The sequence below is a fragment of the Acidovorax sp. 59 genome, from assembly GCF_002754175.1.
In the GTDB taxonomy this organism is placed as follows: Bacteria; Pseudomonadota; Gammaproteobacteria; order Burkholderiales; family Burkholderiaceae_C; genus Acidovorax; species Acidovorax delafieldii.
In genome coordinates, this window is record NZ_PEET01000001.1 from 2,890,359 (window position 1) to 2,917,349 (window position 26,991).

Here is a 26,991-nt window from a genome sequence, read left to right on the forward strand (position 1 = left end):
GTCAATCGATGGAATGGGTGGGGCGCCCTGCCCTGCGGCAGCGCGCCCCGGCACTTTAGGGGCAGGTGCCGATCACGTAGTAGTTGGTGCTGGTCTGCTTCAAGGTGTTGGTGACGAACACGTTCCACAGGCCCATGCTCTGGTTGGAGCCCAGCGCATAGGTGTAGCCCCCGGCGGCGTACGCGCGCCCGGCCAGGGTGTGTGCATAGTTGCTGGCGGTGGTGCAGGTGGCCGTGCCGCCGCCCGATGCGGCCAGCGTGGTGCCCGAAGCTGCGGCCGATGTGGCGCCCTCGGCCCCGTTGGCATCGGCCGCGCGCACCGTCCAGCTGTAGGTGGTGGACGCGGCCAGGCCGGTGTCGGTGTAGCTGGTGGCAGTCACAGGCAGCGCGTTGACCTTGTTGGCGTTGCGGTACACGTTGTAGCTGGCCGCGCCCGTGACGGCGGCCCAGCCGATGGCCATGCTGCTGGCCGTGGCGCCCGACGTGCTCACGCCCGTGGGGGCTGGCAGGGCCACAGGGTCGGGGGGCGTGGTGCCACCCGTGCCGCTGGAGACGCGGTCCACCATGGCCTTGACGGCCGCCATTTGCGGGCCCGACTTCTTGGAATAGTTGGCGCTGTCATAACCCCACCAGTCCCAGCAGCTGTTGGTGGCTGCGGTGCTGGTCTGCGGGTACAGCATCACGATGTTGTTGGTGTCGGCCCAGCGGTTGTAGCCGGTGTTGCGCACGTACTGCTGCTGCACATCGCTGATGTTCTGCTTGCAGCCATGCAGCACCACATGCAGCTTGCAGGTGGCTGTGCCGCCAGCCTGGCAGGCCTGGGGCACATAGGCCCAGCCCGTGGTGGCCATGCCATGGTTGGTGATGAATTCGCTCTGGTTGAACTCGATGTAATTGCCGGTGGGCAGGGTGGCGTTGTTGCGGGCGTTCAACGTGCCGTACAGGTGCTGCAGCATGGCAGCGGCGAGGTCGAAGTTGCAGTCGCTGATGTAGGGCGCGCCCTTGGTGGAGCAGCCGTTGCCGTAGTCGTCCGTCACCATGGCGTGTTCGGCCGCGATGTCCTTCTTGTAGACCACGTTGGCGGCGGGCACGAAGCTGTTGTAGTAGGTGCGCAGCGCGTCCATTACCCCGGTCTTGACCACACTGTCGAGCGAGCCCGAGAACAGGTAGACCTTGGAGTTCTGCAGGTTGGCCACGGGGTCGATCACGCCCTGGCTGGCCCAGGTGTTGGTGGTGCTGACCAGCGTGCTGGTGGGGATGCCTGCGGGGCTGGCCATGCAGCGCCCGGTGGCGTTGACGACCGAGCCCTCCGCGCAATAGAACGGGCCGCCCGCCACCACGCCCGCGCCCTTGGCAAACGTTGCCGAATACGCCACGTGCAGCTGCACGGCCATGAAGCCGCCCGAGGACAGGCCCGATACCGTGGTCTGTGTCTTGTCGATCTTGAGTGCCGGCAGGTTGACGGCAGCGTGAACACTGCCCAAGCCACAGAGTGCCATCGCAGCCCCTGCTGCTGCCGCCCGGAGGAAATTGAAAGCCATGTTGTCTTGTCTCCAAATAATTTTTGAGAAAAACCGACCCTGCCCCCGTGTAGACCCGGGGGTTCATGCATCAATTCACTGGAAAAAGAGGGGCGGCCGCCCCTGCGGGATGGACCCCGAGGGAGCAGGACGGTGGTCCTGTCCGACGGGCCTCGCTAACTCGCTAACGGAATCGAAAGACCGGCTTATCGCTTGTTGCGAATCGGCACGTTCATTTCTTCAGGCTTGATCTCGCGCACCAGCTCGGGCACGCCCCAGGCAAAGGCCGGGTCCACCTTGATCTTGAAGTGGTACATGCTCTGCATGGCCTGGTGGTCTTCCTTGCGGAAGGTCATCTTGCCCTTGGGCGTCTCGAAGCTCATGCCCTCCATGGTCTTGATGAGCTTGTTGGTGTTGGTGTCGCCGTTCGTGGCCTTGAGAGCGGTGACCAGCGCCATGGCAGAGCTGAAACCGCCGGCCGTGAAGAAGTCTGGCGGGGTCTTGAACTCCTTGTAGTGCGCAGCCACCATGGCTTCGTTCACGGGGTTCTTGGGGATGCCGAAGTAGTAGTACGTGGCGCCTTCCATGCCGGGGAAGTTCTTGTAGGCCGCCATGGCGGGCAGGATATTGCCGCCGGTGGCGATCTCGATGCCATAGCGCTTGAGGTCCATGTCAGCGATCTTGAACGGGTTGCCTGCACCGGCCCAGATGATGAAGATGACCTTGCGGCCGGGCACGTCCTTGAGCTTGTCGATCAGACGCTGGGCACCGGCGGTGAAGTCGGTGGTGGTGGTGGGCAGGTATTCCTCGTGCACCAGCTTGGCGTTCTTGAGCGCGTCCTTGAAGGCCTTCACGCCATCGCGGCCGAAGGCATAGTCCTGTGCCAGCGTGGCCACCGTCACGCCCGCCTTGTCGATGGCCACGGCGTTGGAGATCGCGTCCTGGCTGCTGTTGCGGCCGGTGCGGAAGATGTACTTGTTCCACTTGTCGCCGGTGATGGCATCGGCCACGGCGGGCTCCACCAGCAGGATCTTCTTGTATTCCTCGGCCACGGGCAGCAGGGCCAGGGCAACGCCGCTGGAGGTGGGGCCGACGGCAATGTCGGCCTTGTCATCCGAGTAGGCCGAGGCCAGCAGGCTCTTGCCCAGGTCAGGCTTGCCCTGGTCGTCCTTCTCGATCACGACGAGCTTCTTGCCATTGACGGTCATGCTGCCGCCGGTGGCGTAGTTCAGGCCCATCATCAGGCCGGTCTGGGTCTGCTTGCCATAGGCCTCCAGCGGACCCGTCTTGCTGTACACGTGGGCAATGCGGATTTCACCGGTCTGCGCGAACGCGGGGGCAGAAAGTGCGGCGGCGGTAACGGCTGCGGAAGCGAGGGCGACCAGAGTGCGACGGTGCATGGCGATGTCTCCTGTTGTGATGCTTCTTTATTGCACAGTCTGTGCCAGCAGCCAAGTGCTTGATTTCAAAGATACTTTTACTGACACCCTGGCGACACTGCCTGATTTAAATACACATTAAATGTCTAATTTTTAGACATTTGCCTGATTTTTATTCAGGGTTTTCCAGACGTCCATAGAGCGTGGCGCGCGAGATGCCCAGCTGGCGAGCAGTGGCCAGCTTGTTGCCGCCATGGGCTTTGAGCGCAGCCGCGATGGCCTTGCGCTCCAGCTCTGCCACCTGCTCGGCCAGCGGGCGCAGGTATCGGCTTTCGTCCTCGGCATCGGGGCCGTGGCCTGGGTCCTGCACCGGGGCAGGGGCGGCGGGCTCCACGCCCGCCTCGCGCAGGATGCGTTCGAGCTGCGCGGCGTCGATGGACTGCGAGTCGCTGCGCATCACCGCCTGCTCCAGCACATTGCGCAGCTCGCGGATGTTGCCGCGCCAGGGCTGGCCCGCCAGCAGGGCCATCGCATCGGGCAGCAACTCGGGCGGCGCGGTGCCATTGCGCAGGGCCAGGTCTTCGCCCAATGCTTCGACCAAGGCAGGAATGTCGCTGCGCCGTACGCGCAGCGGCGGCACACGCACCGGCAGCACATGCAGGCGGTAGAACAAATCCTCGCGGAATTTGCCCTCGCGCACCAGCGACGCCAAATCGCGCGACGTCGCGGCCAGGATGCGCACATTGAAAGGCACGAGCTTGTTGCTGCCCAGCGGCTCGATCTCGCCCTCTTGCAGCGCCCGCAGCAGCTTGGCCTGCAGGCTTTGGGGCATGTCGCCGATTTCGTCGAGGAACAGCGTGCCGCCATCGGCCAGCTTGAACTTGCCGTCGCGGCCCTTGCGGTCGGCGCCAGTGTAGGCGCCAGGCGCCACGCCGAAGAACTCGGCCTCGAGCAGCGTGTCGGGCACGGCGGCGATGTTGACGCTAACGAACGGACCGCTGGCGCGGCTGGACGCTGCGTGGATCGCGTGGGCCAGAAGCTCCTTGCCGGTCCCCGTCTCACCCAGCAGCAGCACAGGGCTGCTCGACTGCGCTGCACGGCGCGCCTGGCGCTTGACCTCGGCCGCAGCGGGGCTGGAACCGATGAAGCTGGCAAAGGTGTACTTGGACCGCCGCTCGCCGTCGCCCGCCACCGCCAGGCTGCGGCGGCGCTGGCTGGCCAGCTCGCGCCGGGCGTCGTCCAGGTCGCGCTGCAGCAGCGCAAACTTGCTGATGAGCGGCTGCAGCGTGGTTTCGGGATGGTCGAACAGCACGATGCCAATGGCGCCGATCACGCGGTCCGCGTCGTCGCGCAGTGGAATGCGGCTGACCACAAAGGTGCCCGCCTTGTTGGTGAGCAGGTCGATCAGCACGGGCTGGCCCGTTTCGAGCACGCGGCGCATCTGTGTGTTGGGGATGACCTCTTCCACCGTGCGGCCCACGAACTGGTCCACCGACGAAAAACCCAGGTCCGGCAGAAAGCGCTGGTAGCCCTCGTTCACCCACACGATGCGCCCACTGCGATCCACCAGGAACATGCCCTGGCTGACGCTGGAGAACAGCTGGAACATGGAGCGTGCCGCCAGTTCCAGAATGCCCTGGGCATCCAGCGGCAGTGCGGGGGCGTCGTCAGCGAGCAAGGGCATCTGCGGATGGTAGCGCGCTGGCGGGTCGCAGGGGCTGCCCCCAACAAGCATAAGGCGCCCGCCGCGGAGGCAGGACGCTACAAATTAGATAGCTACCCAGGCAAATAGCACTAGCGCCATCAGCCGTTTTTATCTGAAACGGGGGCCAAAGAGGCGTACAGGGATGGACCACATGCTGCCAAAGGCTGATCCACCAGGATGCAGGGCTTGCCAGTGCGGCGGCACTGGTCCTGCACCCGCCAGTAGGCGTCGTGGCTGATGCAGCCCGTCTGGCAAATCACCAGGTCCGCAGCAGCCAGACTGGCGTCAAAGGCTGCATCTGCGTGTACGTCTGGGTGGGCCTCGACGACCACCGGCACCCGCACCTTGCGGGGTTGGGCTGGAACATCCATGGGCGCGGTGGTGGTTGCCCCAACCTGCCCCGTGTCGCCCACCGCCCTGGTGTCTGACTGTGCCGCCAGTCGCCAGCGCAGGCATTCCCGCGACAAGGCGGCCATGCGCTCGGCCAGCGCGGCAATGTGGCGTGCCATGGCCTGGCGGCGCGACAGCCCCGGCACGGCAGCCCGTATTTGCGCCAGCTCATCGTGCGCCATGGCCAGCCGCGTATCGCGCACCACCAGCGCGCCACGCAGCTGTACCAACTCGGTCTGCAGCGCCTGGATCTCGGCGGCCTGCGCAGTCAGGGCTGCGCTGCAACGCCGCTGGGCTTCGCCCAATTGGCGACAGAGCACCAGAAACTCCTGCGGAAATGAGGACATGCACCACCTTGCAAATAAGAACTATTCGCATTTTATGGTACGATTCAGCCTGAGTTCACAGCAAGCCACCTGGTGGGGAGGGCTCCGGGAGCACAGCGCCTGGGGGTCTGGCTTGCCAAGAAAATCGTCGGCACGGATCTGCCCGCGCCGTCTGGACGAAAAAAAACCGCGCCCGATGGCGCGGTTTTTTTATGGGTGGGAGCCTGGGGCCTCGCCACGGTTTCAGGCCTCTGCCAGCGCCATCTTGCGGGCAGCCCAACGGCGCAGCAGGCGCGGAACGATCAGCACGGCCAGCACGATGACGATCAGGGTCACCGAACCGGGGCGCTCCAGGAAAATCGTCCACTTGCCTTCGCCAATCGACACCGCATTGCGCATCTGTGCCTCAGCCAAGGGGCCCAGGATCATGCCCACCACCACCGGCGCGGCGGGGAAGTCAAAGCGGCGCATCACCACACCCAGCAGGCCGATCGCGTACAGCAGCACCAGGTCGAATGCGCTCTGGCGCATGCCATACACACCCAGGGTGGAGAAGACCAGAATGCCCGCGTACAGGTACGACTTCGGGATGTTCAGCAGTTTCACCCATAGGCCCACCAGGGGCAGGTTCAGGATCAGCAGCATCACGTTGCCGATGTACATCGACGCGATCAGCGCCCACACCAGCGCGCCGTTGGTGTCGAACAGCTGCGGGCCGGGCTGGATGCCATAGTTCTGGAACGCGCCCAGCAAAATGGCCGTGGTGTTCGACGTGGGGATGCCCAGCGTCAGCAGCGGGATCAGCGTGGCCGTGATGGCCGCGTTGTTGGCGGCCTCGGGGCCTGCCACACCTTCGATGGCGCCCGTGGTGCCAAACTCTTCCTTGTGCTTGCTCAGTTTCTTCTCGGCGGCATAGCTCAGGAAGGTTGGAATCTCGCTGCCACCGGCAGGCACGGTGCCAAACGGAAACCCGATGGCCGTGGCGCGCAACCACGCGGGCCAGGAGCGCTTCCACTCTTCCTTGGTCATGTGGGTGCTGGTCAGGCGGTTCTGGGTCTCGTCGGACTTGCCTTCGTACATCACGTTGTACAGCGCCTCGCCCACCGCAAACAGGCCCACGGCGATCAACACCACTTCGATGCCATCCATCAGCTCAGGCACCCCCCCGGTGTAGCGCGCCTGGCCCGTGATCTGGTCGATGCCGATCAAGCCCATGGCCAGGCCCACGAACAGCGCCACCATGCCACGCAGCGTGCTCTTGCCCAGCACCGCACTCACGGTGGTGAAGGCCAGCACCATCAGCATGAAATACTCAGGTGGGCCCAGGCGGATGGCGTATTCGGCCACCAGCGGCGCGCAGAAGGTCACCAGCACCGTGGCGATGGTGCCCGCCACAAACGAACCGATGGCGGCCGTGGCCAGGGCCGCACCGGCGCGGCCATGCTTGGCCATCTTGTTGCCCTCCATGGCCGTGACCATGGACCCGGCCTCACCCGGGGTGTTGAGCAGGATGGACGTGGTGGAACCGCCATACATAGCGCCGTAGTAGATGCCTGCAAAGAAGATCATCGAGGCCGTGGCCTCGACCTTGACGGTGATGGGCAGCAGCATGGCCACAGCCACTGCGGGGCCGATGCCTGGCAACACGCCCACGGCGGTGCCGATCATGCAGCCCACAAAGGCCCACATCAGGTTGATGGGTGTTGCCGCGGTGGCAAAACCCTGCATCAAAAGGTTTAAGGTTTCCATGGCGTGCAGGCTTTACAGCCACCCCGTGTTGGTCAGGCCGGGCAGGTTGATGGCCAGCAGTTGCGTAAACATCCAGTACACCGGGGCCGCTACCGCGATACCGATGAAGGAATCCTTGATCCAGGCCTGCAGGCGCAGGTCGAGTTCACCTTCCGAGCTCTTGAAACCCCGCACCGACAGCACGAAGCACAACGCACAGCTCAGGATGAAGCCCAGCGTGGTGATGAGCAGGGCGTTGAGCAGCAGCCCTGCCGACACCCAGATGAAGCCCTTCCAGTGGGCGCGCTCGTCGCCGGAGCCCTCTTCCAGCTCCCGAAACCCCCCGCTCAGCGCATGCGCCACGCACAGCACGCCGCAGATCAGGATGGCAATGCTGACCACCCAGGGAAAGAAGTTGGGGCCCACGCCACCGTAGCCCGCTTCTGAACTGACCGAGCTGGCTCCCCAGGCCAGACCCAGCGCGAGCACCACCAGCCCGACCCCGATCAGGGTCTGCAAGGGCTTGGAGCGCGATGAATGTTGTTGTGTCATGTTTTTTCCTTCGCACCAACCAATGCACGGTCAGGCCGCCTGCTCAGAGGCAGAAATGACGGCTGCCGCGCCTTGCTTCGGGATCAGATCATTCCGGACTTGGCCATCGTGGCGCGCATGCTGGCGAACTCGGCATCCACGAAATTGCCGAACTCGTCGCCGGCCATCCATGCGGGGGTCCAGCCGTTCTTTTCCATCGCGTCCTGCCAGGCCTTGTGCTTGAAGGTCTTGGCCAGCGCATCGATCAAGGCCTTGCGCTGTTCGGGCGTGATGCCAGGCGCGCCGTACACGCCGCGCCAATTGCCGATTTCCACGTTGATGCCCTGCTCCTTGAGCGTGGGCACGTTCACGCCCTTGAGGCGGGTGCCCGAGGTCACGCCCACTGCGCGCATCTTGCCGGCAGAGATGTACTCGGAGAACTCGCTGTAGCCGCTGCCACCCACGGTCACGTTGCCACCCAGGATGGCGGCAGTGGCTTCACCGCCCCCACGGAACGCCACATAGTTGATCTTGGCGGGGTCCACGCCCACTTCACGGGCGATCATGGCGGCGGCAATGTGCTCGGTAGAGCCGCGCGAGCCGCCACCCCACTTCACGCTGCCGGGGTCCTTCTTGAGCTGTTCCACCACATCCTTCATGGTCTTGAAAGGCGAGTTGGCGGGCAGCACAAACACGTTGTATTCGCTGGTCAGGCGCGCCAGGGGCGTAACCTTGTCCAAGCCCACCGGTGGTTTGCCGGTGATGATGCCGCCCAGCATCACAGCGCCCATCACCATCAGCGCGTTCGGATCGCCCTTGCTGGCGTTGACGAACTGGGCCAGGCCAATCGCGCCCGCTGCGCCGCCCTTGTTGTCGTAGGACACCGACGATGCGGCGCCCGCATCCTGCATCGCCTTGCCCAACGCGCGACCGGTGGAATCCCAACCGCCCCCGGGGTTGGCGGGAATCATCATCTTGAGGGCCGCTGCCGTCTGGGCCGACACGGGCAACGCACCCGCAGCGGCCAGGGCGGCCAGTGATTTCAGAAAGGTATCGCGACGCATGGTGTCTGTCTCCTGATAAGGTTTGCGAACCGCTCGATGATGCGCGCGCTGCCTGTCAAACGGCTGTCCTCAGACTCAGGGAAAACACTCATGCACCCGGCCCAATGAGACGGTGCTATGGTGCCGCGCATGCAATTGCTTCTTGTAGAAGACGACCCCACCATGCAGGCCACGCTGCACCGCGCACTGACCCGGCGTGGCATGGAAGTGACCGCAGTGGGCGACGGACGCGCAGCGCTGAGCCAATGGACCGCCCTGCAGCCCGACGCCGTCATCCTGGACCTCACCCTGCCGGGTCTGGACGGCTTGCAGGTGCTGCAGCAGGCGCGATCACGTGGCCTGCGCACCCCCGTACTGATCCTGACGGCACGTGGCACCGTGGGCGACCGCGTAGTGGGGCTGAACGCTGGCGCCGACGACTACCTGCCCAAACCGTTCGATCTGGACGAGCTGGAGGCACGCCTGCGCGCGCTGGTGCGCCGCAGCGCAGATCCCGCCGTAGCGCCGCTGGCACCCAGCACTGTGCAGATCGGAGCCATCCGCTACGACAAGGACAGCGGCGCGCTGTACCTGAACGGCGAGGTGATGGAGCTGACCCCGCGCGAGCTGGCACTGATGCACGCCCTGCTCGCGCAGCCCGGGCATGCCGTGACCAAGGAGCGACTGTATGAGCTGGTGTTTCCGGGCCAGCTCGACGTGCAGTACGAAGCCATCGAGGTCGTGGTGTACCGGCTGCGCAAGAAGCTGGCAGGCACAGGCCTGACCCTGATGACACTGCGCGGCCTGGGCTACCTGCTGCGCGCCGACGCATGAGCGAGGATGGAGTGCGCCACCACTCGCTGCGGCGGCGCCTGCTGCTGGGCATCTTGCTGCCTGTAGCCCTGTTCATCGGTTTCAACACCTGGAGCCTGTACCACCAGACGCTGGCATCGCTCAACACCGCGTATGACCGCACCCTGCTGGCATCCGCCAAAAGCATCAGCGAACAGCTCGATGTGAAAGGCTTTGACGACGCAGCGCAGCTGCGCGCCATCGTTCCTTATTCGGCCCTGGAGGCCTTTGAGGCCGACAACCAGAGCCAGATGTTCTACCGCGTTTCGACCCTCAAGGGCGAGATCGTGTCGGGCTTTGAGGACCTGCCGGTGTGGCACGGCAGCATCCCTGCCCGCCCTCCCTATGCGGCTCTGGTGGACTTTTACGATGACCGATTTCGTGACCGCGATGTGCGCGTGGCGGTGCTGCTGCAACCGGTGGCCAGCTCCGAAGGCCGGGCGATGGCCGTGATCCAGGTGGCGGAGACGCTGGAGGTGCGCGAAACCCTGGCACTGCAGATCCTGTGGAACACCCTGTTGCGACAGGCGCTGTTGATCGCCGTGGTGGCCTTTACCGTGGTGTTGGTGGTGCAGCGCGCCACCCAGCCCGTGCGGCAGCTCAGCCAGCAGCTGCAGGCCCGGCGCGAGGGCGATCTGAGCCCCATCGCGGCCCCGCTCGCCCCGCGCGAGCTGCAGCCGCTGGTGGACGCCACCAATGAGGTCATGCAGCGCCTGCGTCACCTGCTGCGGCACCAAAAGCGCTTTGTGCGCGATGCCTCCCACCAGCTGCGCACACCGCTGGCCGTGCTCAAGACCCAGGTGCAATCGGCCCTGCGCGGCGACGTGGAGCCGCAACAAGCCCTGCACGAGATCAGCGACACCGTGGACCGCGCCACCCAGCTCGCCAACCAGATGCTGGCCCTGGCCAAGGTGGAGCAGCTGCGCCAACAAAGCGCTCCACCAGCCACCCGCTTTGATGACATTCTGCGTGCCGTGGCGCTGGAGATTTCGCCACTGATTGCTCAGCGCGATCTGGACTTTGGCATCCACACCGAGCCAACCCTGGTGCAATCGCATGAATGGATGCTGCGCGAACTGAGCCGCAACCTGCTGCACAACGCCGTGCGCCACGCACCGCCCGGCAGTGAGTTGACCGTGGACTTGCGCAGCGACGGGCGGCATGCGGCGCTGACGATCAGCGACCACGGCCCTGGCATTGATGACGAGCTGGCGGCACGCCTGTTCCAGCCCTTTTCTGCAGGAGACGTGCGCACCGGCAGCGGCCTGGGCCTGGCCATTTGCCATGAGATCGTGCAGGCCCTGGAAGGCAACATCACACTGACAAACCAGGTGCAAGGCCACAAGGTGACAGGGCTGGACGCCGTGGTTCGCCTGCCACTGCCTGCGCCCTTGACCGACAGCACACCCATGGCCTAGACGGCACAATCTCGCCCATGAACACCTTGGAGACGATGCGCCTGGACAAGTGGCTCTGGTGCGCCCGCTTTTACAAGACCCGCAGCCTCGCCACCGAAGAGATCGGCAAGGGCCGGGTCACTGTCAATGGCCAGCTGGCCAAACCTGCACGCGACCTGCGCTGCGGCGACACCGTAGCGCTGCGCCAGGGCCCCGTGGCACGCACCGTGCTCGTACGGGGCCTGAGCGGTGCCCGGGGCCCCGCGCCAGTGGCCCAGCAACTGTACGAAGAAACCCCTGACAGCATCGCCGCCCGCGAAAAGGCCGCAGAACTGCGCCGCTTGGCCCCCGAGCCAGCGGCGACATTGCAAGAAGGTCGCCCAACCAAACGCGACCGCCGCGAGATCGACAAGGTGAGCAATAAGGGAAGCGATTGGGGCAGCCGGTGGAGTGCGTCCATCGACGAGTGACTGTTCGAGGAGTTCGGACAGTTCGCAGGCGGCGTCAGATATAACTAGGCGGCTGAAAAACTCAAAAGAAAAAGCCCCAAGCGCGTTGAGCGCTTGGGGCTTATCTTGGCGGAAACGGAGGGATTCGAACCCTCGATGAGGCTCTACACCCCATACTCCCTTAGCAGGGGAGCACCTTCGGCCACTCGGTCACGTTTCCAATCCCGCTATTATGCCTCATTTCAGGGGCTGTTCCGCTGGTTGCAGCAGCATAGGTGGGCTGGTCCAAAGTCCTCGTGCACGCCGGGCGCTGATAGCTGGAGTCACTTATTCGCCGATTGCCGCCCAGGTTTTGATGTCGCATATGGAGGCCATCCGAGCGCGGATGGCTTGTGTGCTGAGCCTGTTGGGCAGGGGGCAAGGACGGACTCGGGCTTTCTATTGGACGCACCGAGCTCATAGAGCTGGCAATCTTCGCGATTGGCCAGCGTGCCGGATGCGGCGGTTTACTCCCGTATTTGTGGGTGTCGTCCCGCGACGCGGGCAAAAACACACCTGAGAGCTACTGCCTGAGCCATTCCAGCGTAAGACCAGACCGCACGACAAAGCCGCTTCCTACCTTGATGCGGATGTGGTGACCCCGTGTGGTACAGGCCTGGATCTGATCCAGCAGCTCGCCCAATTGCGCGGCTCCCGGGGTGGTTTGGTGGGCATGGCGCAGCCAGTGGCGCACCACGTTGGCCTGGCGCGCGCGGGTGAGCCCCTGCAGCGCCTTGATACCAGGGGGCACGCCCACCAAGGACAGGTCCTGCTGTGCCATCTCGTTCAGCAGCTCGGCAGCCTGGGCTGCATTGGCGGCCGACCGTGCAAAGGTATCGCGAAAGGACGGGAATGCGGCATGCAGCGCAGGCAGCAGTTGCGCCCGAATGCGGTTGCGCGTGAAGCGCTCATCGGAGTTGGTGGGGTCTTCCACCCACGCCTGGCCTTGTGCCTTCAACCAATCGCGTACGTCCGCCGCAGACACCTGCAACAAGGGGCGGTTCCAGACCAGACCAGCACGCGTCCACTGGGCGGGCATGGCGGCCAGGCCGGCCACGCCCGCTCCACGCGACAGGGCGAGCAACAGGGTTTCGGCCTGATCGTCGGCGTGCTGTGCAATTGCTATGGATTGAATAGCACCCAAGGCATGATCTTCTAGCGCTACTGCCGTCAAAGCCTGGTATCTGGCTTGCCGAGCGGCATCCTCGGGGCTCTGGCCGGGCGCGGGGCGCGCGTCCAGCCGCTGCACACGCAAGGGCACGCCCAGCTTGCTACACAAGGCCACGCAATGCTGCTCAAACCCATCGGCAGCCGCCTGCAGCCCATGGTGCACATGGATGGCCAGCACCTGCCCGGGCCAGCGGCGTGCACAGCCCAACAGCAATGCGGTCGAGTCTGCGCCCCCGCTCAACGCCACGGCCATCGGCAACGCGGGCGCAAAGGCCCGCAGGGCGGCGTCCATTGATTGCGTCATCGCATCCGCCCTTCAGGCCCTGTACCTGGACCCGTCACAACCGCCGGACGTGCCCGGAGGGCGTAGAGAACAAGGGAGAAATGGCGGCGCATGGGCGCCGATTATCACGGCGCCCCGCACTCCGGCAGTAAGGTGCATGGGGGGCGCCGCCCCGCCCCTTGCAACTTAACCGCCCGGCGAGGACAGCCGTGGCGCAGCGTGGGCAGGGTCGGTGGACAGGCGGAAGGTGCCCACCACCTCCGACAGCCGCACCGACTGGTCCTTGAGGCTCTGTGCCGCGGCAGCGCTCTCCTCCACCAGCGCTGCGTTCTGCTGGGTCATCTGGTCGAGTTGGGCCACGGCCTGGCCGACCTCGTTGATGCTGGTGCTTTGCTCATTGGTGGACGCCGTGATCTCGGCCATGATGTCCGTCACACGCTGCACCGAGGTCACGATCTCGGTCATGGTAGTGCCCGCGTCGTGCACCAGCCGCGAGCCGTTTTCCACCTGCTCGACCGAGGTATTGATCAGGGTCTTGATCTCGCGTGCCGCCTCGGCGCTGCGCTGGGCGAGGCTGCGCACCTCGCCTGCCACCACCGCAAAGCCCCTGCCCTGCTCGCCCGCGCGGGCGGCTTCCACCGCAGCATTGAGCGCAAGGATGTTGGTCTGGAAGGCAATGCCGTCGATGACGCCGATGATGTCGTTGATCTTGCGCGAGGCCGCATTGATCTGGTCCATGGTGGTCACCACATTGCCCACCACCTGCCCACCATGTTGCGCCACGCTGGACGCCTGGGCTACCAGCTGGTTGGCTTGGCGTGCCGAGTCTGCGTTGTGCCGGACGGTCTCGGTCAGCTGCTGCATGGAGGCTGATGTCTGCTGCAGGCTGGATGCCGTGAGTTCGGTGCGCCCGCTCAGGTCATGGTTGCCGGTGGCAATCTCTTCGGCGGCCACGCGTACCGAGCTGCTGGCGTCACGGATCTGCGAGAGCACACCGGAGAGCTTGCCCGCAAAGCTGTTGAAGCTACCAGCGATCTGGGCCAGCTCGTCCTCACCGTGGGCGTCGATGCGGCGCGACAGGTCGCCATCACCGGCGCCGATTTCATGCATCGCGTCAGGCACCAGCGTGAGCTGGCGCAGGCGCCGCGTCAGAACCACGCCCAGCAGCCCAACGGCCACCACCAACACCAAAATGCTGGAGATCAGCGATGTGGCCAGCATGGCCCGGATCGGTGCCATGGCCTCGCTTTCATCCAGGGCCACCACCAGCATCCATGAGGTGCCCGCGATCGGCACCACGCTGAGTAACCGGCTGCGCGACGCAATGTCCGCCTGCAGCAAGCTTTTGTCCTTGGATGCAGCGAGCAGCTTGTCGGTCACGAGGTCCTTGGACAAATCGGCAATGGGCTTGAGGGTCAGCGCCTGGTCGCGGTGGGCGATGATCTTGCCGTCGGCAGATACCAGAAACCCGAAACTCTGCGGCGTGGGCTGGATGGAAGCCACATTGGCAACCACTGACTCCATGTAGACATCACCAGCCGCCACGCCTTTGAGCGCTGCGCCAGCGCCCACCGGGGTCGCAAAAGTCACCACCAGTTTCTGGTCGGACGCCGAGATGTAGGGCGGCGTGACCACAGACCCGCCCGCTTGCGCGGCCTGCTTGTACCAGGGACGTGCGGTGGGATCGTAGTCGGCGGGCAGGCTGCGAGTCTCTGAAAAAACGTACTTCTTGTCCGCGTAGCCAAAGTACGCCGTGCTGAATTTGCCCGCGTCGCGCAGCATGGCCAGAGACTTGGCAGGTTCGGGATCTTCAAAAGCGGCGACAGAGGCCGCAATGATCGTGGCCTTGGCCCGCGCCCACTCCTCGATGGTTTCTGCGTGGCTCTTGGCGGTCGCCATGCCCTCTTCGGCCAGCGAAACCTGCGCCTGTGCACGCGCCGACAGGTAGTTGACCAACGTCAACACCATCAGGGCAGCCACCATGCAGGTGGCAGAGAGGACCAGGATCTGGCCCTTGAGCGTCTTCAGAAGCGACATGAAGCCCTCCTTGAACCGCCCGCGCAGGCGGTCTGCAGGCATGTTACATCCGGTAGCAGTCCATGCGCCAGTGCGGGTTTGTGTGCCCCTGCGAGGAGTCGGCCAGAAAAACAACAACGGCCCCGAAGGGCCGTTGGAACCGCACCAAGCTGGTGCATTTGGTGCCAGCAACGACAGGCCTGAACCTGCCCTCAGCGGGCTTAGCGGGCGTCCGCCTTGGTGTCGCTGAAGCGGCCGTAGCTCTGCAGACGCTCGTAACGACGGTCCAGCAAGTCTTTGGTCTTGAGGTCTGCCACCTGGCGGAAGGCATCGCCCAAAGCGCGCTTCAAAAATGCGGCCATCTGCTTGTGGTCGCGATGGGCACCACCCACGGGCTCGCTCACGATCTTGTCCACCAGGCCCAGGGCCTTGAGGCGGTGGGCGGTGATGCCCAGGGCGTCAGCGGCCTCTTGCGCCTTGTCGCTGGTCTTCCAGAGGATGGACGCACAGCCTTCGGGGCTGATGACCGAGTAGATGGCGTATTGCAGCATCACAACCTGATCGGCCACGCTGATGGCCAAGGCGCCGCCGGAGCCGCCTTCGCCAATGATGGTGGTGATGATGGGTACTTCGAGCTGCGCCATCTCGAAGATGTTGCGGCCAATGGCCTCGGACTGGCCGCGCTCTTCGGCGTCAATGCCCGGATAGGCGCCGGGCGTGTCCACAAAGGTGAACACGGGCAGCTTGAATTTCTCGGCCGTCTTCATCAGGCGCAGGGCCTTGCGATAGCCCTCTGGCTTGCTCATGCCAAAGTTGCGCATGGCGCGCTCCTTCGTGTCGCGGCCCTTCTGATGGCCCAGCACCATACAGGCGTGGCCGTTGAAGCGCGCGAGGCCGCCCACGATGGACAGGTCGTCCGCGTAGTGGCGGTCGCCGTGCAGCTCGACGAAGTCGGTGAAGATGTCGCGCACGTAGTCGAGCGTGTAGGGACGCTCAGGGTGGCGGGCGATCTTGGTGATCTGCCAGGGCGACAGTTCGCTGTAAATGTCTTTGGTGAGTTGCTGGCTCTTCTTGCTCAGCTGGTCGATCTCTTCCGAGATATCGACGGCACTCTCGGTCTGCACGTAGCGCAGTTCTTCAATTTTGGACTCCAGCTCGGCAATGGGCTGTTCGAAATCCAGAAAGGTCTTTTTCGCCAACGTTTTTCTCCTAGGGGGATCGCACCCGGCGGGGTTGCCACGAATGGCACGCACTGTAACCGGCGCGCCTGCAGTGGTGTCAATAAGTTACAGGCAGGGGGTCCAGAGACCGCCAAATATACCAAGTCGCGACGCTGCACCAGGGCTTCCAGGCCTCGGCCACCTCGCGGGCGTCACTGCGGCTCACGGGGTCGCCAGAGAAGTAATTCTGGCTGATGCCGCTGATCAACCCCACGTCATCGAGGGGCAAAACATTGGGCCGCATCAAATAGAAGATCAAAAACATCTCGGCCGTCCATCGACCGATGCCACGGATGGCCACCAGCTCGGCAATGATGGCTTCATCGTCCATGGCGGCCCAGTCCTTGACGTGCAGCTTGCCGCCTTCAAAGTGCATGGCCAGGTCCACCAGGTAGTCCACCTTGCGGGCAGACAGGCCCGCGGCCCGCATGTCGTCGATCTTGAGCTTGAGCACGCTGGCGGGCTTCATGCCGCGCGGCAGCAGCGCCACAAAACGCTCCCATACGGCCTGTGCTGACGCGACTGACACCTGCTGTCCCACGATGGAACGCGCCAGTGTGATGAAGGGGTCGCCCTTGGTTTGCAGCGCGGCGTCGCCAAACTGCGGTATCAGGCGCTTCATCACCCGGTCTTTTTTCACCAGGTGCTTGCAGGCCTCGGCCCAGTAGTCGGGCGTGGCCAGCACCAGCGACGGCGCCACAGCGTCACCCGCTATCTTTTTAGAAGCTGCCACCGCTTATTCCACCTGCACTACTGGCATATTTAGCATCAAAACAATGCTCATTGGGCAGCTTCCCATGTGGTGCCGGCGGCAGAGTCCTTGAGCACGATGCCCTGGGCCAGCAAGTGGTTGCGGATGCGGTCGGCCTCGGCAAAGTTCTTGGCCGCCTTGGCTGCGGCCCGGGCAGCAATCTGTGCCTGAATCTCAGACTCATCCACACCGGCGGCCCTGGACTGAAGAAAAGCCTTGGGGTCACCCTGCAAGATCCCCAGGCAGCCACCCAGCGCCTGGAGCAACCCCGCCAGCTCGACGGAGCGGGTCTTGTTGACCTCGCTGGCCAGGTCAAACAGCACGGCCACGGCCTCGGGAGTGCCAAAGTCCTCGTCCATCGCGGCCTTGAAGCGGGCCGCGTAAGGGTTGGACCAGTCGATGGATGCCGCTTGTGAGGGAGTCACCAGGCTCAGCGCGGTGTACAGCCGCTTGAGCGCCTGGCGCGCGTCATCCAGATGCGCATCGCTGTAGTTCAGCGCACTGCGGTAGTGGGCGCGGACGATGAAAAAGCGCACGGTTTCTGCGTCGTACGTCTTGAGCACGTCGCGGATGGTGAAGAAGTTGCCCAGGCTCTTGGACATCTTCTCGTTGTCCACGCGCACAAAGCCGTTGTGCACCCAGAACTTGGCCAGCGGTTTGCCCGTGGCACCTTCACTCTGGGCGATTTCGTTCTCGTGGTGGGGGAACTGCAGGTCCGCGCCGCCGCCGTGGATGTCGAAGGTCTCGCCCAGCGTGGCGCAGCTCATGGCCGAGCACTCGATGTGCCAGCCGGGGCGGCCAGCACCAAAAGCGCTGTCCCACTTGGCCTCGGGCGGCTCCTCGGGCTTGGCGGACTTCCACAGCACGAAGTCGAGCGGGTCTTCCTTGCCGTCCAGCACGGCCACCCGCTCGCCGGCGCGCAGCTCGTCGAGCGACTTACCCGAGAGCTTGCCGTAGCCATCGAACTTGCGCACCGAGTAGTTCACGTCGCCGTTGCTCGCACGGTAGGCCAGGCCCTTGCCCTCCAGCTGACCGATCAGCGAGAGCATCTGCGGCACGTATTCAGTAGCACGCGGCTCCACCGACGGCGGCTCGATGCCCAGCAGGCCGATGTCCTGGTGCATCGCGGCAATCATCTCGTCGGTGAGCTGACGGATGGTGATGCCCCGCTCCAGCGCGCGCTTGATGATCTTGTCGTCGATGTCGGTGATGTTGCGCACGTAGGTCACGCGCAGGCCGCTGGCCTTGAGCCAGCGCTGCACCACGTCGAACGCCATCATCATCCGCGCGTGGCCGATATGGCACAGGTCATAAATGGTCATGCCGCACACATACATGCGCACATGGCCAGGTTCGAGCGGGGAAAAGTCTTCCAATGCACGCGACAGCGTGTTGTAGATGCGCAAACTCATGGGATTTCAGTAACGGGAGACTTGATGGGGTGGGCGAGGCAAAGAAACTCACCCGGCAGCAGCGGAACTCGGCCCTTGACAGGGGGTGGCCCGGCAAGGGGCGTCCAGCAAAATCACCAGCGGCAACAGCGTACCGTCATGACAACCCCCTCAGCTACAATCCGCCGCAGTATAAGCCCCCGCCCGGGCTGGCTGCCGCCCAACTCCTTTGTACCCCCATGAAGCAAGTCCGACGCACACTCCCACGCCTACTGCGCCTTCTGGCACTGACCGCCCTGATGGGCACGGGCGTGGTCCACGCGGACGACTATGCCGACATCACCCAGTTGCTCAAGGCTGGCAAGGCGTCCGAGGCGCTGGCCAAGGCCGACCAGCGCCTGGCCGCCAACCCACGTGACCCGCAGCTGCGCTTCTTGCGCGGCGTGGCCCAGACCGACTCGGGCAAGCAGGCCGACGCCATCGCCACCTTCACCAAGCTCACCGAAGAGTACCCAGAGCTGCCCGAGCCCTACAACAACCTGGCTGTGCTGTACGCCAACCAGAACCAGCTGGACAAGGCCCGCACGGCGCTGGAAATGGCGATCCGCACCAACCCCAGCTATGCCACAGCACAGGAAAACCTGGGCGACATCTACGCCAAGCTGGCCAGCCAGGCTTACAACAAGGCGCTGCAACTGGATGCCAACAACGCCAACTCCGTCAAGCCCAAGCTGGCGCTGATCCGCGAATTGTTCTCCAACGAACCCGGCAGCAAAACCGGTCGCCCTGCCGCCGCAGCGCCCGCGCCCGCCGTGATGGCAACCCAGCGCCCTGCACCCGCTCCAGCGCCCGCCGCTGCGCCAGCAGCTGCAGCGCCAGCGCCTGCCGCCGCTCCAGCTCCAACTGTCAGCCCCGCTTCCGCTGCAACGGCTCCTGCACCGGCACCGGCCCCAGCGCCTGCAGCTGCCAGCGACGCGTCCACCCAGGCCGTTACCTCCGCCGTACAGGCCTGGGCTGCGGCCTGGTCGTCCAAGGACATGAAGGGGTACCTGGGCGCGTACGACAAGTCGTTCGATCCACCTGGTCGCCAAGGCCGCGCTGCCTGGGAGAAGGAACGCGAGGCGCGCATCGTCGGCAAATCCAAGATCAGCGTGAAGCTTTCTGACATCACCGTGTCCGTACAAGGTGACAAGGCCACGGCCCGGTTTCGCCAGGCATACAGTGCCGACTCGCTCAACGTGAGCAGCCGCAAGACGTTGGACCTCGTCAATAACAACGGCCGCTGGACCATCGTTCGCGAATCCACAGGCGGTTGACCATGGCCCCCGATGCGGCGCCTGCGCCTTCCGCGCGGGCTTTTTTTTTGCCCTGACAGTCAGCTGATAGATGGTTTGCATGTTTGTGCCCCTGACCAACGCAGGCCGCAGGGCAGCATCGGCGGTGCTGTTGCTGCTGGGCCTCTCGTTGGCCACGCCAGCCCTGCCGCAGGGTGCCAAGGCCCGCCGGGCGGCTGCTGCGCATGCGGCATCCACCACGCCCCCAGTGGCGCCCACACCTGCTGAGCTGCGCGACGGCCAAGCGGAGACGCGCCTCATGGCGGTCTACAAGCTGGTGGCCGAAGGCCGGGGTCGCGAGGCGCTGGCCCAGGCCGAAAGCCTGGCGCGCGACTACCCCAATTTCCAGCTGGCGCAACTGGCGGTCGGTGACCTGCTCATGTCGCGAACCCGCCCCCTGCGGCATATGGGCGATGTGGCCCCTGAGCCGGACTCGGCCCGCAGCATCCAGGCCGCTGCGGCACTGGCCGAATTGCGCACCGAATCGCGCCAGCGGGTGGATGCACAACGCAGCCGCCCCCCGGTCAATGCCATCCCCGCACAGTTCCTGGAGCTGTCCCCTCGCTCGCGCCACGCGATTGCGGTGGACACCTCGCGCTCTCGCCTGTATCTCTTTGAAAACACCGCCCAGGGCCTGCGGCTGGTGGCCGACTACTATGCCTCCGTGGGCAAGCTCGGCATCGAAAAAGAGGTGGAGGGTGACCAGCGCACACCGCTGGGGGTGTACTTCATCACCAGCCGCCTGGACCCGGCCAAGCTCAAGGACTTCTACGGCGCGGGCGCCCTGCCCATCAACTATCCCAACCCCCTGGACCAGAGCCGGGGCAAGACGGGCAGTGGCATCTGGCTGCATGGCACGCCGCCCGACCAGTTCTCGCGCGCGCCACTGGCGACCGACGGTTGCCTCGTGCTGGCCAACCCCGACCTCGAACGCATCCTGCGCACGGTGGAGCCCCGCTCCACCCCCGTGGTCATTGCGCGCCAGTTGCAATGGGTGGAGCCTCACAGCGTGGCGGCCGACCGCAAATCGTTCGAAGCGGTGCTCAACGCCTGGAGCACCGCCAAGACCGCGGGCGACATGAAGCGCCTGCTGGGCTTTTATACGCCCGACTTCCAGAGCTACCGCAAGAAGCCGCTGGAGGAATGGACCCAGGTGCTGCAGGCCGAGGCCCGCGCCCTCAAGGGCAGGGAACTCCAGCTCAAGGACAAGTCTTACCTGCGGTGGACAGACTCGGCCGACACCATGGTGGTAACGTTCGGCGAAGTCGCCGAAGGCGCCCGTACAGGCCCGGTCAAGCGCCAGTACTGGACGCGCCGCGGCCAACAATGGCAGATCTTTTTCGAAGGAGTGATTGGATGATTTCCAGAAGAAATTCGACGGTAGCGCTGGCAAGTATTGCCCTGACTGCTATGTTTACAGTAGCACCCGTACAGGCGCAAGATGCCCCCAAGGTCAAGCTGGCCACGTCGATGGGCGACATCGTCGTGCAGCTTGACGCCACCAAGGCCCCCAAGACGGTCGAGAACTTCCTGGCCTACGTGAACAGCAAGCACTACGACGGCACGATCTTCCACCGCGTGATCGATGGCTTCATGATCCAGGGCGGCGGCTTCACGGCTGACATGCAGCAAAAGCCCACCAAGGCCCCCATCCCGCTTGAAGCCAAGAACGGCCTCAAGAACGACACGTACACCATCGCCATGGCACGCACCGGCGATCCCAACTCGGCCACTTCGCAGTTCTTCATCAACGTGAAGGACAACGGCATGCTCAACGCACCCAACCCCGATGGCCACGGCTACGCCGTGTTCGGCAAGGTGGTAGAAGGCACCGCCGTGGTGGACAAGATCAAGGCCGTGGCCACCGGCAACAAAGGCGGCCACCAGAACGTGCCCACCACCCCCATCACCATCAACTCCGCCACCGTGGTGAAGTGAAGCGCCCATTTTTTGAAAGAAGCAAAGCCATGAGCAACCCCCAAGTCGAACTGCACATCGCCGGCTACGGCGTCATCACCCTCGAACTCGACGCCGCCAAGGCACCCAAGTCGGTCGAGAACTTCCTGGCCTACGTGAACAAGGGCCACTACAACAACACTATCTTCCACCGCGTGATCCCCGGCTTCATGGTGCAAGGCGGCGGCTTTGAGCCCGGCATGACCCAGAAGGGCACCGACGCGCCCATCGAAAACGAAGCCAACAACGGCCTGAAGAACGCCAACTACACCGTGGCCATGGCCCGCACCAGCGACCCGCACTCGGCCACCGCCCAGTTCTTCATCAACGTGGCCGACAACGGCTTCCTGAACCACACCGCACCTTCGGCCCAGGGCTGGGGCTATGCCGTGTTCGGCAAGGTCGTGTCGGGCACCGACGTGGTGGACAAGATCAAGGCCGTGAAGACGGGTCGCAAGGGCTTCCATGACGACGTGCCGAAGGAAGACGTGATCATCGAGAAGGCCGTCGCCCTCTGAGCATTGCATCCCCCTGTGGCGCTGCGCGCCCCGCTGAGGCCACGCCCATGTCGGCCGCCCATTGCAGGCCGCAGCGCAAGGGATGAACCACCCAGCCCCCCCCGTGACCACGACCGTGCCCCGGTTCGAGGAGCTTGTCGCTCCCTCGCATTGGCGCACGGTCGATTTCATTTCAGACCTGCACCTGCAGGCCAGCGAGCCCGCCACGGTGGCCGCATTCCAGCAGTATCTGGAAGGCACCACGGCAGACGCCCTCTTTATCCTGGGCGACCTGTTCGAAGTGTGGGTGGGCGACGATGCCATGAGCGAGCCCAGCAGCTTTGAAGCCCGGGGCTGCGCCCTCCTTCGAGCCGCCGCGCAGCGCCTGTCGGTGTACTTCATGCATGGCAACCGAGACTTCCTGGCGGGCCCTGCCTTCCTGGCTGGGTGCGGCATCACCGGCCTGGCAGACCCCACAGTCCTGGTCTTTGGCGGCCAGCGGTATGCCCTGAGCCACGGCGACCTGCTGTGCCTGGACGATGTGGACTACCAGCGTTTTCGCCTGCAGGCCCGCAGCGCCGCCTGGCAGCAGCAGTTTCTGGCCCAGCCCTTGGCCACGCGCCGCGCGCAGGCGCGCGGCATCCGCCAGGAGAGCGAGGCGCGCAAGCAGTCGGGGGCCACGTACGCCGATGTGGACAGCCCCGCCGCCATCGCCTGGATGCAGGCCGCAGGCGCCCACACCCTCATCCACGGCCACACCCACCGGCCAGCCGACCATGTGCTGGCTCCGGGCCTGCAACGCGTGGTGCTGAGCGACTGGGATGCCGCAGCATTGCCCCCCCGGCTGGAAACACTGCGTTTGTCCAGCGCAGGCTTGGAACGGCTGCCCCTGGCCCCCAAGTAACAGCGGTCATGAACTGAGCGGGCCCACCTCCCGCAGCCCGATTGCCATGCCCCCCTTGCTCAACCGCCTCTGGCGCCGCGTGCGCGCCACCGTGGCCCCGGTACCGGACATCTCTGCCACGTTGTGGCTGCAGACCATCCAGCGCTACCCGTTCCTGGCCGCGCTGTCGCTGCACGACCAGGCCAAGCTGCGCGTGCTGAGCGCGCTCTTTTTGCATCACAAGGAATTCCACGGTGCCCATGGCCTCACGGTGACCGACGCCATGGCCATCGACATTGCCGCGCAGGCCTGCCTGCCCCTGCTGCATTGGGGCGACCCCGCCAAGGCGCTTGGCTGGTACGACGATTTTGTGGGCATCGTGCTGCACCCCGGCGAGGCCGTGGCCCGCCGCCAGACGATGGACGAAGCGGGCGTGGTGCACGAGCACACCCAGGTGCTGCTGGGCGAGGCCATGGAGCGCGGCCCCATCATGCTCAGCTGGCAGCATGTGAGCAACGCCACCGAGAACACCGCGCGCGGCCACAACGTGGTGGTGCACGAGTTCGTCCACAAGCTCGATATGAAAAACGGCCAACCCAACGGCTGCCCGCCCTTGCCTGCAGGCTTCATGGACACACACACCGGCCGTGCGGCGTATGAGGCATGGTGGGCAGCCTGGGAGCCCGCCTACGAACAGTTTCGCGAACGCGTGATCATGGCCGAGCGCTTTGGCGCCGAACGGCCCTGGCTGGACGCGTACGGCGCCACCTCGCCCTCCGAGTTCTTTGCCGTGGCCTGCGAGGCGTACTTTGTGAATCGCGAACGGTTTGCCCAGGAGTTTCCGGGATTGATGCCAGTGCTGGATGCGTTCTTCCAGCGCCCTGCAAGCTGAGCCTGGCGGTACGCATGGGGGGCCACCACCCCTTTTTGTACGCTGGCAGGCCACAGGCCAGCCATCCCTGCAGTCACTCAGGCTGCAGCAGCACCCCACCGCACAGCCTTCACGCGCCCAGCGCGTTTTCCACTGCCTGCTTGGCTTCTTCCAGACTGCTGAAAAACTGGGTGGGTTGCGGCATGGCCTTGGGCGAATGTGCGGGCGGCGGCCACAGGCGGTCGTCTGTCCAGGCGGCGGTCCACCCGCCAATGTCTTTGCGCTTGATGGAGCAAAGTGCTTGCCCGTCCACGTTGGCTATCCAGGTGGTCGGCGGGTTATGGTCCCAGATGACATGTGCCATGGCGCCCTCTCACGGTTGCTAAACCATTGTAGGAAGCCTGCGCGAAATTGGGCAATGGCGTTCACCCCCCCCCGCTGTCATCAGGCGACAGAGCGGAGGCACGGTAAAACGACGGCAGGCGCCTGCGCTCGCCCCCCGCACCCATCAGCCAGCGGCCAGCGCTCGCCGCGCTGCCTGGGCCACGCTGGCTGCATCCACCCCAAAGAATTGCCGGAGCGCTGCCCGCGTGTCGCTGCGGCCAAAGCCATCGGTGCCCAGGGTGATGTACTTGCGCCCTTCGGGGATGAATGCGCGCACCGTCTCGGGCACGGCGCGCACGTAGTCGGTGGCGGCGATCACTGGTCCACGGGTCGTGGCCAGTTGCTGAGTCAGCCATGCGGGAGCAGGCTGGGCATCGCCCGCCAGCCAGCGCTGCTCGCAGGCCACGCCGTCGCGGGCCAGTTCGCTCCAGCTGGTGACGCTGAGCACGGTCACATCCACACCCTCACTCGCAAGTTGTTCTGCGGCCTTGACCACCTCGGTCAGGATGGCACCAGAGCCCATCAGGGTGACGCTTTTGGACGAAATCGCGCTGTCGCGCTGGTGGATATTGCCTGAATAGCTCCTGAAAACATAGCATCCACGCATCACGCCTTCTGCCGTACCGGCGGGCAGGTCGGGTTGTGCGTAGTTCTCGTTCATCAGCGTGACGTAGTAGAAGACGTCGCGCTGGTCGGTCACCATCTCGCGCATGCCGGCATCGATGATGACGGCCATCTCGCCCGCATAGGCCGGGTCGTAGGCCTTGCAGTTGGGGATGGTGGCGGCGACCAAATGGCTGCTGCCGTCCTGGTGCTGCAGGCCCTCGCCGCCCAGTGTGGTGCGGCCCGAGGTCGCGCCCAAGAGGAAGCCGCGCGCACGCTGGTCCGCAGCCGCCCAGATAGCGTCGCCCACGCGCTGGAAGCCGAACATCGAGTAGTAGATATAAAACGGCAGCATGGCCAGGCCGTGCACGCTGTAGCTGGTGGCGGCCGCCGTCCAGCTGGCGATGGCACCGGCCTCGCTGATGCCTTCTTCCAGAATCTGGCCGTCCAGCGCCTCGCGGTAGCTCAGCACCGAGCCGATGTCCTCGGGCGCATAGCGCTGGCCCACGCTGCTGTAGATGCCCACCTGCTTGAACAGATTGGCCATGCCGAAGGTGCGCGCCTCGTCGGCCACGATGGGCACGATGCGCGGGCCCAGCGTGGCGTCTTTGAGCAACGTGCCCAGCATGCGCACGAAGGCCATGGTGGTGCTCATCTCCTTGCCATCGGCCTGCAGCGCGAACTGCGCGTAGCTATCGATGGATGGGACGGGCAGCGCGTCGCACGCCGTCTCGCGGCGCGGCAGGTAGCCGCCCAGTGCGTCGCGGTGGCTGCGCAGGTAGCGCATTTCGGAGCTGTCTTCGGCGGGCTTGAAGAAGGCCAGGCTGGTGGCCTGCTCGTCGCTGAGCGGCAGGTTGAAGCGATTGCGAAACTCGATGAGGTCGGTCTCGTCCAGCTTCTTCTGGCTGTGCGTGGTCATCTTGCCCTGGCCGGCAGTGCCCATGCCGTAGCCCTTCTTGGTGTGGGCCAGGATCACGGTGGGCTGCCCCTTGTGCGCAGCGGCGGCGGCGTAGGCGGCGTGGATCTTCACCAGGTCGTGCCCGCCGCGCTTCAAGCGGTCGATCTGCTCGTCCGTCATGCCCTGGGCCAGGGCCGCCAGCTCAGGGTTCTGACCGAAGAAGTTGTCGCGGTTGAAGCGGCCGTCCTTGGCGGCAAAAGTCTGCATCTGGCCGTCCACCGTGCCTTCGAGCGTGCGCACCAGCGCACCGGTCAGGTCGCGGGCGAACAGGCCGTCCCAGTCGCTGCCCCACACCAGCTTGACCACGTTCCAACCCGCGCCGGCGAACAAGCGCTCCAGCTCGTCGATGATGCGGCCGTTGCCACGCACTGGGCCATCCAGGCGCTGCAGGTTGCAGTTGACGACCCAGACCAGGTTGTCCAGGCCTTCACGCGCGGCCAGGGTCAGCGCGCTCATGCTCTCGGGCTCGTCCATCTCGCCATCGCCGAACACGCCCCACACCTTGCGCCCCGCGCAGTTCAGCAGGTTGCGGTGCGTGAGGTAGCGCATAAAGCGTGCGTGGTAGATGCTGCTGATAGGGCCGATGCCCATCGAGCCCGTGGGGAACTGCCAGAAGTCCGGCATCAGCCAGGGGTGCGGGTAGCTCGACAGCCCCTGCGCGCCTGCACCCGGCGCCGTCAGTTCCTGGCGGTAGTGCATCAGGTCCTGCTCGGACAGGCGCCCTTCCAGGAAGGCGCGGGCATACACGCCGGGCGCGCTGTGCGGCTGGAAGAACACCAGATCGCCCCGGTGCTGCCCTTCGCCCAGGCCTTCACGGGCACGAAAAAAATGGTTGAACCCGCTTTCGAAAAGATCCGCAGCACTGGCGTAGCTGGCGATGTGCCCACCCAGCTCGCCATACGCCTGGTTGGCCCGCACCACCATGGCCAGCGCGTTCCAGCGCACGATGGAAGCCACGCGCTCCTCGATGGCCAGGTCACCCGGGAACACAGGCTGGTCCTGCACCGCCACGGTGTTCACGTACGGCGTGTTCAGGTCGGGCTGCCAGCCAATGCGCTGGGCACGCGCCACCCGCACCAGCTCCTGCAGCATGTGCCGCGCTCGCTCGGGGCCTTCGGTGGCGACGAGTGCCAGGAAGGCATCGCGCCACTCGGCGGTTTCTTCGGGATCGGCGTCCAGGGGGGCGCCGGTGGCTTGTTGCAGCAGGGCGTGGGGTGTGAGGGCGTTCATGGAGGCCACTGTAGCGAGGCTGGCTCCAAATGAGTTGCCGTTTTGCCTTTCGTGACGCACACCTATAGCACTTTATGCCGCCAAAG

General features: G+C 64.9%; 23 protein-coding genes and 1 tRNA gene. 9 read left to right on the plus strand and 15 right to left on the minus strand.

Going from position 1 to position 26,991, the window contains the following annotated elements; all coding sequences use genetic code 11:
- Positions 1-55: 55 nt before the first annotated feature.
- The 7 genes from CLU87_RS13105 to CLU87_RS13135 all read right to left on the minus strand — a co-directional run bounded on the left by CLU87_RS13105 (position 56) and on the right by CLU87_RS13135 (position 8,642).
- The gene (locus tag CLU87_RS13105; protein ID WP_099730713.1) at positions 56-1,540 is read right to left on the minus strand and encodes a PHB depolymerase family esterase; all 1,485 of its coding nucleotides are present in this window, start codon (positions 1,538-1,540) and stop codon (positions 56-58) included.
- 185 nt (positions 1,541-1,725) lie between these two features.
- Complete coding sequence (locus tag CLU87_RS13110; RefSeq protein ID WP_056064604.1) at positions 1,726-2,919, minus strand: substrate-binding domain-containing protein; 1,194 nt, start codon at positions 2,917-2,919, stop codon at positions 1,726-1,728.
- Positions 2,920-3,070: 151 nt separating this feature from the next.
- Positions 3,071-4,582 (minus strand): sigma-54-dependent Fis family transcriptional regulator, encoded by a 1,512-nt coding sequence (locus CLU87_RS13115; RefSeq protein WP_099730714.1) that lies wholly within the window; start codon positions 4,580-4,582, stop codon positions 3,071-3,073.
- Between the two features lie 119 nt (positions 4,583-4,701).
- Complete coding sequence (locus CLU87_RS13120; protein WP_099730715.1) at positions 4,702-5,340, minus strand: DUF2325 domain-containing protein; 639 nt, start codon at positions 5,338-5,340, stop codon at positions 4,702-4,704.
- Between the two features lie 222 nt (positions 5,341-5,562).
- Positions 5,563-7,068, minus strand: a complete 1,506-nt coding sequence (locus CLU87_RS13125) for a tripartite tricarboxylate transporter permease (RefSeq protein ID WP_056064614.1) — start codon at positions 7,066-7,068, stop codon at positions 5,563-5,565.
- A 12-nt stretch (positions 7,069-7,080) separates the two neighbouring features.
- Positions 7,081-7,599, minus strand: a complete 519-nt coding sequence (locus CLU87_RS13130; protein WP_056064616.1) for a tripartite tricarboxylate transporter TctB family protein — start codon at positions 7,597-7,599, stop codon at positions 7,081-7,083.
- Between the two features lie 83 nt (positions 7,600-7,682).
- Positions 7,683-8,642, minus strand: a complete 960-nt coding sequence (locus CLU87_RS13135) for a tripartite tricarboxylate transporter substrate binding protein (RefSeq protein ID WP_056064618.1) — start codon at positions 8,640-8,642, stop codon at positions 7,683-7,685.
- Between the two features lie 129 nt (positions 8,643-8,771).
- Here CLU87_RS13135 and CLU87_RS13140 point away from each other — a divergent pair, with 129 nt between their 5' ends.
- From CLU87_RS13140 to CLU87_RS13150, 3 genes are read left to right on the plus strand one after another with little or no spacing between them, the layout of a single operon-like run.
- Entirely contained in the window at positions 8,772-9,455 is a 684-nt protein-coding gene (locus tag CLU87_RS13140) for a response regulator transcription factor (protein WP_056065161.1), read from the plus strand.
- Positions 9,452-10,891 carry a sensor histidine kinase gene (locus tag CLU87_RS13145; protein WP_099730716.1) on the plus strand — a complete coding sequence of 480 codons (1,440 nt, stop codon included), beginning with the start codon at positions 9,452-9,454 and terminating at the stop codon, positions 10,889-10,891. Before CLU87_RS13140 ends, CLU87_RS13145 begins: the two co-directional genes overlap by 4 nt.
- A gap of 17 nt (positions 10,892-10,908) precedes the next feature.
- A complete protein-coding gene (locus tag CLU87_RS13150) occupies positions 10,909-11,340 on the plus strand; it encodes an RNA-binding S4 domain-containing protein (RefSeq protein ID WP_056064624.1) in 432 nt (143 codons plus the stop codon).
- Between the two features lie 106 nt (positions 11,341-11,446).
- On the opposite strand, the gene CLU87_RS13155 is transcribed toward CLU87_RS13150, so the two are convergent.
- The 6 genes from CLU87_RS13155 to cysS form a co-directional block, all read right to left on the minus strand.
- Positions 11,447-11,539 (minus strand) — tRNA-Ser (locus CLU87_RS13155).
- 342 nt (positions 11,540-11,881) lie between these two features.
- Positions 11,882-12,832: a tRNA lysidine(34) synthetase TilS gene (gene tilS, locus CLU87_RS13160; protein ID WP_099730717.1), complete on the minus strand. Its 951-nt coding sequence runs from the start codon at positions 12,830-12,832 to the stop codon at positions 11,882-11,884.
- Positions 12,833-12,997: 165 nt separating this feature from the next.
- Positions 12,998-14,848 (minus strand): methyl-accepting chemotaxis protein, encoded by a 1,851-nt coding sequence (locus CLU87_RS13165; RefSeq protein WP_099732170.1) that lies wholly within the window; start codon positions 14,846-14,848, stop codon positions 12,998-13,000.
- A 200-nt stretch (positions 14,849-15,048) separates the two neighbouring features.
- Complete coding sequence (locus CLU87_RS13170) at positions 15,049-16,026, minus strand: acetyl-CoA carboxylase carboxyltransferase subunit alpha (protein WP_056747083.1); 978 nt, start codon at positions 16,024-16,026, stop codon at positions 15,049-15,051.
- A 79-nt stretch (positions 16,027-16,105) separates the two neighbouring features.
- Positions 16,106-16,780: a DNA-3-methyladenine glycosylase gene (locus CLU87_RS13175; RefSeq protein WP_056747082.1), complete on the minus strand. Its 675-nt coding sequence runs from the start codon at positions 16,778-16,780 to the stop codon at positions 16,106-16,108.
- A gap of 47 nt (positions 16,781-16,827) precedes the next feature.
- The gene (gene cysS, locus CLU87_RS13180) at positions 16,828-18,210 is read right to left on the minus strand and encodes a cysteine--tRNA ligase (RefSeq protein ID WP_099730718.1); all 1,383 of its coding nucleotides are present in this window, start codon (positions 18,208-18,210) and stop codon (positions 16,828-16,830) included.
- 218 nt (positions 18,211-18,428) lie between these two features.
- On the opposite strand from cysS, the gene CLU87_RS13185 reads away from it, so the two are divergent.
- The 6 genes from CLU87_RS13185 (at position 18,429) to CLU87_RS13210 (ending at position 23,751) form a co-directional block, all read left to right on the plus strand.
- Complete coding sequence (locus CLU87_RS13185) at positions 18,429-19,505, plus strand: tetratricopeptide repeat protein (protein ID WP_099730719.1); 1,077 nt, start codon at positions 18,429-18,431, stop codon at positions 19,503-19,505.
- A 70-nt stretch (positions 19,506-19,575) separates the two neighbouring features.
- Positions 19,576-20,883: a L,D-transpeptidase family protein gene (locus CLU87_RS13190; RefSeq protein ID WP_099730720.1), complete on the plus strand. Its 1,308-nt coding sequence runs from the start codon at positions 19,576-19,578 to the stop codon at positions 20,881-20,883.
- Complete coding sequence (locus CLU87_RS13195; protein ID WP_099730721.1) at positions 20,880-21,461, plus strand: peptidylprolyl isomerase; 582 nt, start codon at positions 20,880-20,882, stop codon at positions 21,459-21,461. The genes CLU87_RS13190 and CLU87_RS13195 overlap by 4 nt, the downstream gene beginning before the upstream one ends.
- A 29-nt stretch (positions 21,462-21,490) precedes the next feature.
- On the plus strand, positions 21,491-21,997 hold the full coding sequence (locus CLU87_RS13200) for a peptidylprolyl isomerase (protein WP_056064668.1): 507 nt from the start codon (positions 21,491-21,493) through the stop codon (positions 21,995-21,997).
- 82 nt (positions 21,998-22,079) lie between these two features.
- On the plus strand, positions 22,080-22,880 hold the full coding sequence (locus CLU87_RS13205; protein WP_199170828.1) for a UDP-2,3-diacylglucosamine diphosphatase: 801 nt from the start codon (positions 22,080-22,082) through the stop codon (positions 22,878-22,880).
- A gap of 46 nt (positions 22,881-22,926) precedes the next feature.
- Entirely contained in the window at positions 22,927-23,751 is an 825-nt protein-coding gene (locus CLU87_RS13210; protein ID WP_099730722.1) for a zinc-dependent peptidase, read from the plus strand.
- Between the two features lie 109 nt (positions 23,752-23,860).
- Here CLU87_RS13210 and CLU87_RS13215 read toward each other — a convergent pair whose 3' ends face one another.
- A complete protein-coding gene (locus CLU87_RS13215; RefSeq protein ID WP_099730723.1) occupies positions 23,861-24,094 on the minus strand; it encodes a hypothetical protein in 234 nt (77 codons plus the stop codon).
- Positions 24,095-24,238: 144 nt separating this feature from the next.
- On the minus strand, positions 24,239-26,905 hold the full coding sequence (gene mdeB / locus CLU87_RS13220; protein ID WP_099730724.1) for an alpha-ketoglutarate dehydrogenase: 2,667 nt from the start codon (positions 26,903-26,905) through the stop codon (positions 24,239-24,241).
- Between the last annotated feature and the right edge of the window lie 86 nt (positions 26,906-26,991).

Excerpts from the sequence above, each read along its gene's own strand:
- CLU87_RS13190 (WP_099730720.1), top strand. The coding sequence starts at position 19,576 with ATGGTTTGCATGTTTGTGCCCCTGACCAACGCAGGCCGCAGGGCAGCA.
- CLU87_RS13120 (WP_099730715.1), bottom strand. The coding sequence starts at position 5,340 with ATGTCCTCATTTCCGCAGGAGTTTCTGGTGCTCTGTCGCCAATTGGGC.
- CLU87_RS13150 (WP_056064624.1), top strand. The coding sequence starts at position 10,909 with ATGAACACCTTGGAGACGATGCGCCTGGACAAGTGGCTCTGGTGCGCC.
- cysS (WP_099730718.1), bottom strand. The coding sequence starts at position 18,210 with ATGAGTTTGCGCATCTACAACACGCTGTCGCGTGCATTGGAAGACTTT.
- CLU87_RS13200 (WP_056064668.1), top strand. The coding sequence starts at position 21,491 with ATGAGCAACCCCCAAGTCGAACTGCACATCGCCGGCTACGGCGTCATC.
- CLU87_RS13145 (WP_099730716.1), top strand. The coding sequence starts at position 9,452 with ATGAGCGAGGATGGAGTGCGCCACCACTCGCTGCGGCGGCGCCTGCTG.
- CLU87_RS13130 (WP_056064616.1), bottom strand. The coding sequence starts at position 7,599 with ATGACACAACAACATTCATCGCGCTCCAAGCCCTTGCAGACCCTGATC.
- CLU87_RS13125 (WP_056064614.1), bottom strand. The coding sequence starts at position 7,068 with ATGGAAACCTTAAACCTTTTGATGCAGGGTTTTGCCACCGCGGCAACA.
- mdeB (WP_099730724.1), bottom strand. The coding sequence starts at position 26,905 with ATGAACGCCCTCACACCCCACGCCCTGCTGCAACAAGCCACCGGCGCC.
- CLU87_RS13135 (WP_056064618.1), bottom strand. The coding sequence starts at position 8,642 with ATGCGTCGCGATACCTTTCTGAAATCACTGGCCGCCCTGGCCGCTGCG.
- CLU87_RS13110 (WP_056064604.1), bottom strand. The coding sequence starts at position 2,919 with ATGCACCGTCGCACTCTGGTCGCCCTCGCTTCCGCAGCCGTTACCGCC.
- CLU87_RS13205 (WP_199170828.1), top strand. The coding sequence starts at position 22,080 with ATGAACCACCCAGCCCCCCCCGTGACCACGACCGTGCCCCGGTTCGAG.
- CLU87_RS13105 (WP_099730713.1), bottom strand. The coding sequence starts at position 1,540 with ATGGCTTTCAATTTCCTCCGGGCGGCAGCAGCAGGGGCTGCGATGGCA.
- CLU87_RS13165 (WP_099732170.1), bottom strand. The coding sequence starts at position 14,848 with ATGTCGCTTCTGAAGACGCTCAAGGGCCAGATCCTGGTCCTCTCTGCC.
- CLU87_RS13215 (WP_099730723.1), bottom strand. The coding sequence starts at position 24,094 with ATGGCACATGTCATCTGGGACCATAACCCGCCGACCACCTGGATAGCC.
- CLU87_RS13140 (WP_056065161.1), top strand. The coding sequence starts at position 8,772 with ATGCAATTGCTTCTTGTAGAAGACGACCCCACCATGCAGGCCACGCTG.
- CLU87_RS13185 (WP_099730719.1), top strand. The coding sequence starts at position 18,429 with ATGAAGCAAGTCCGACGCACACTCCCACGCCTACTGCGCCTTCTGGCA.
- CLU87_RS13195 (WP_099730721.1), top strand. The coding sequence starts at position 20,880 with ATGATTTCCAGAAGAAATTCGACGGTAGCGCTGGCAAGTATTGCCCTG.
- CLU87_RS13115 (WP_099730714.1), bottom strand. The coding sequence starts at position 4,582 with ATGCCCTTGCTCGCTGACGACGCCCCCGCACTGCCGCTGGATGCCCAG.
- CLU87_RS13210 (WP_099730722.1), top strand. The coding sequence starts at position 22,927 with ATGCCCCCCTTGCTCAACCGCCTCTGGCGCCGCGTGCGCGCCACCGTG.
- tilS (WP_099730717.1), bottom strand. The coding sequence starts at position 12,832 with ATGACGCAATCAATGGACGCCGCCCTGCGGGCCTTTGCGCCCGCGTTG.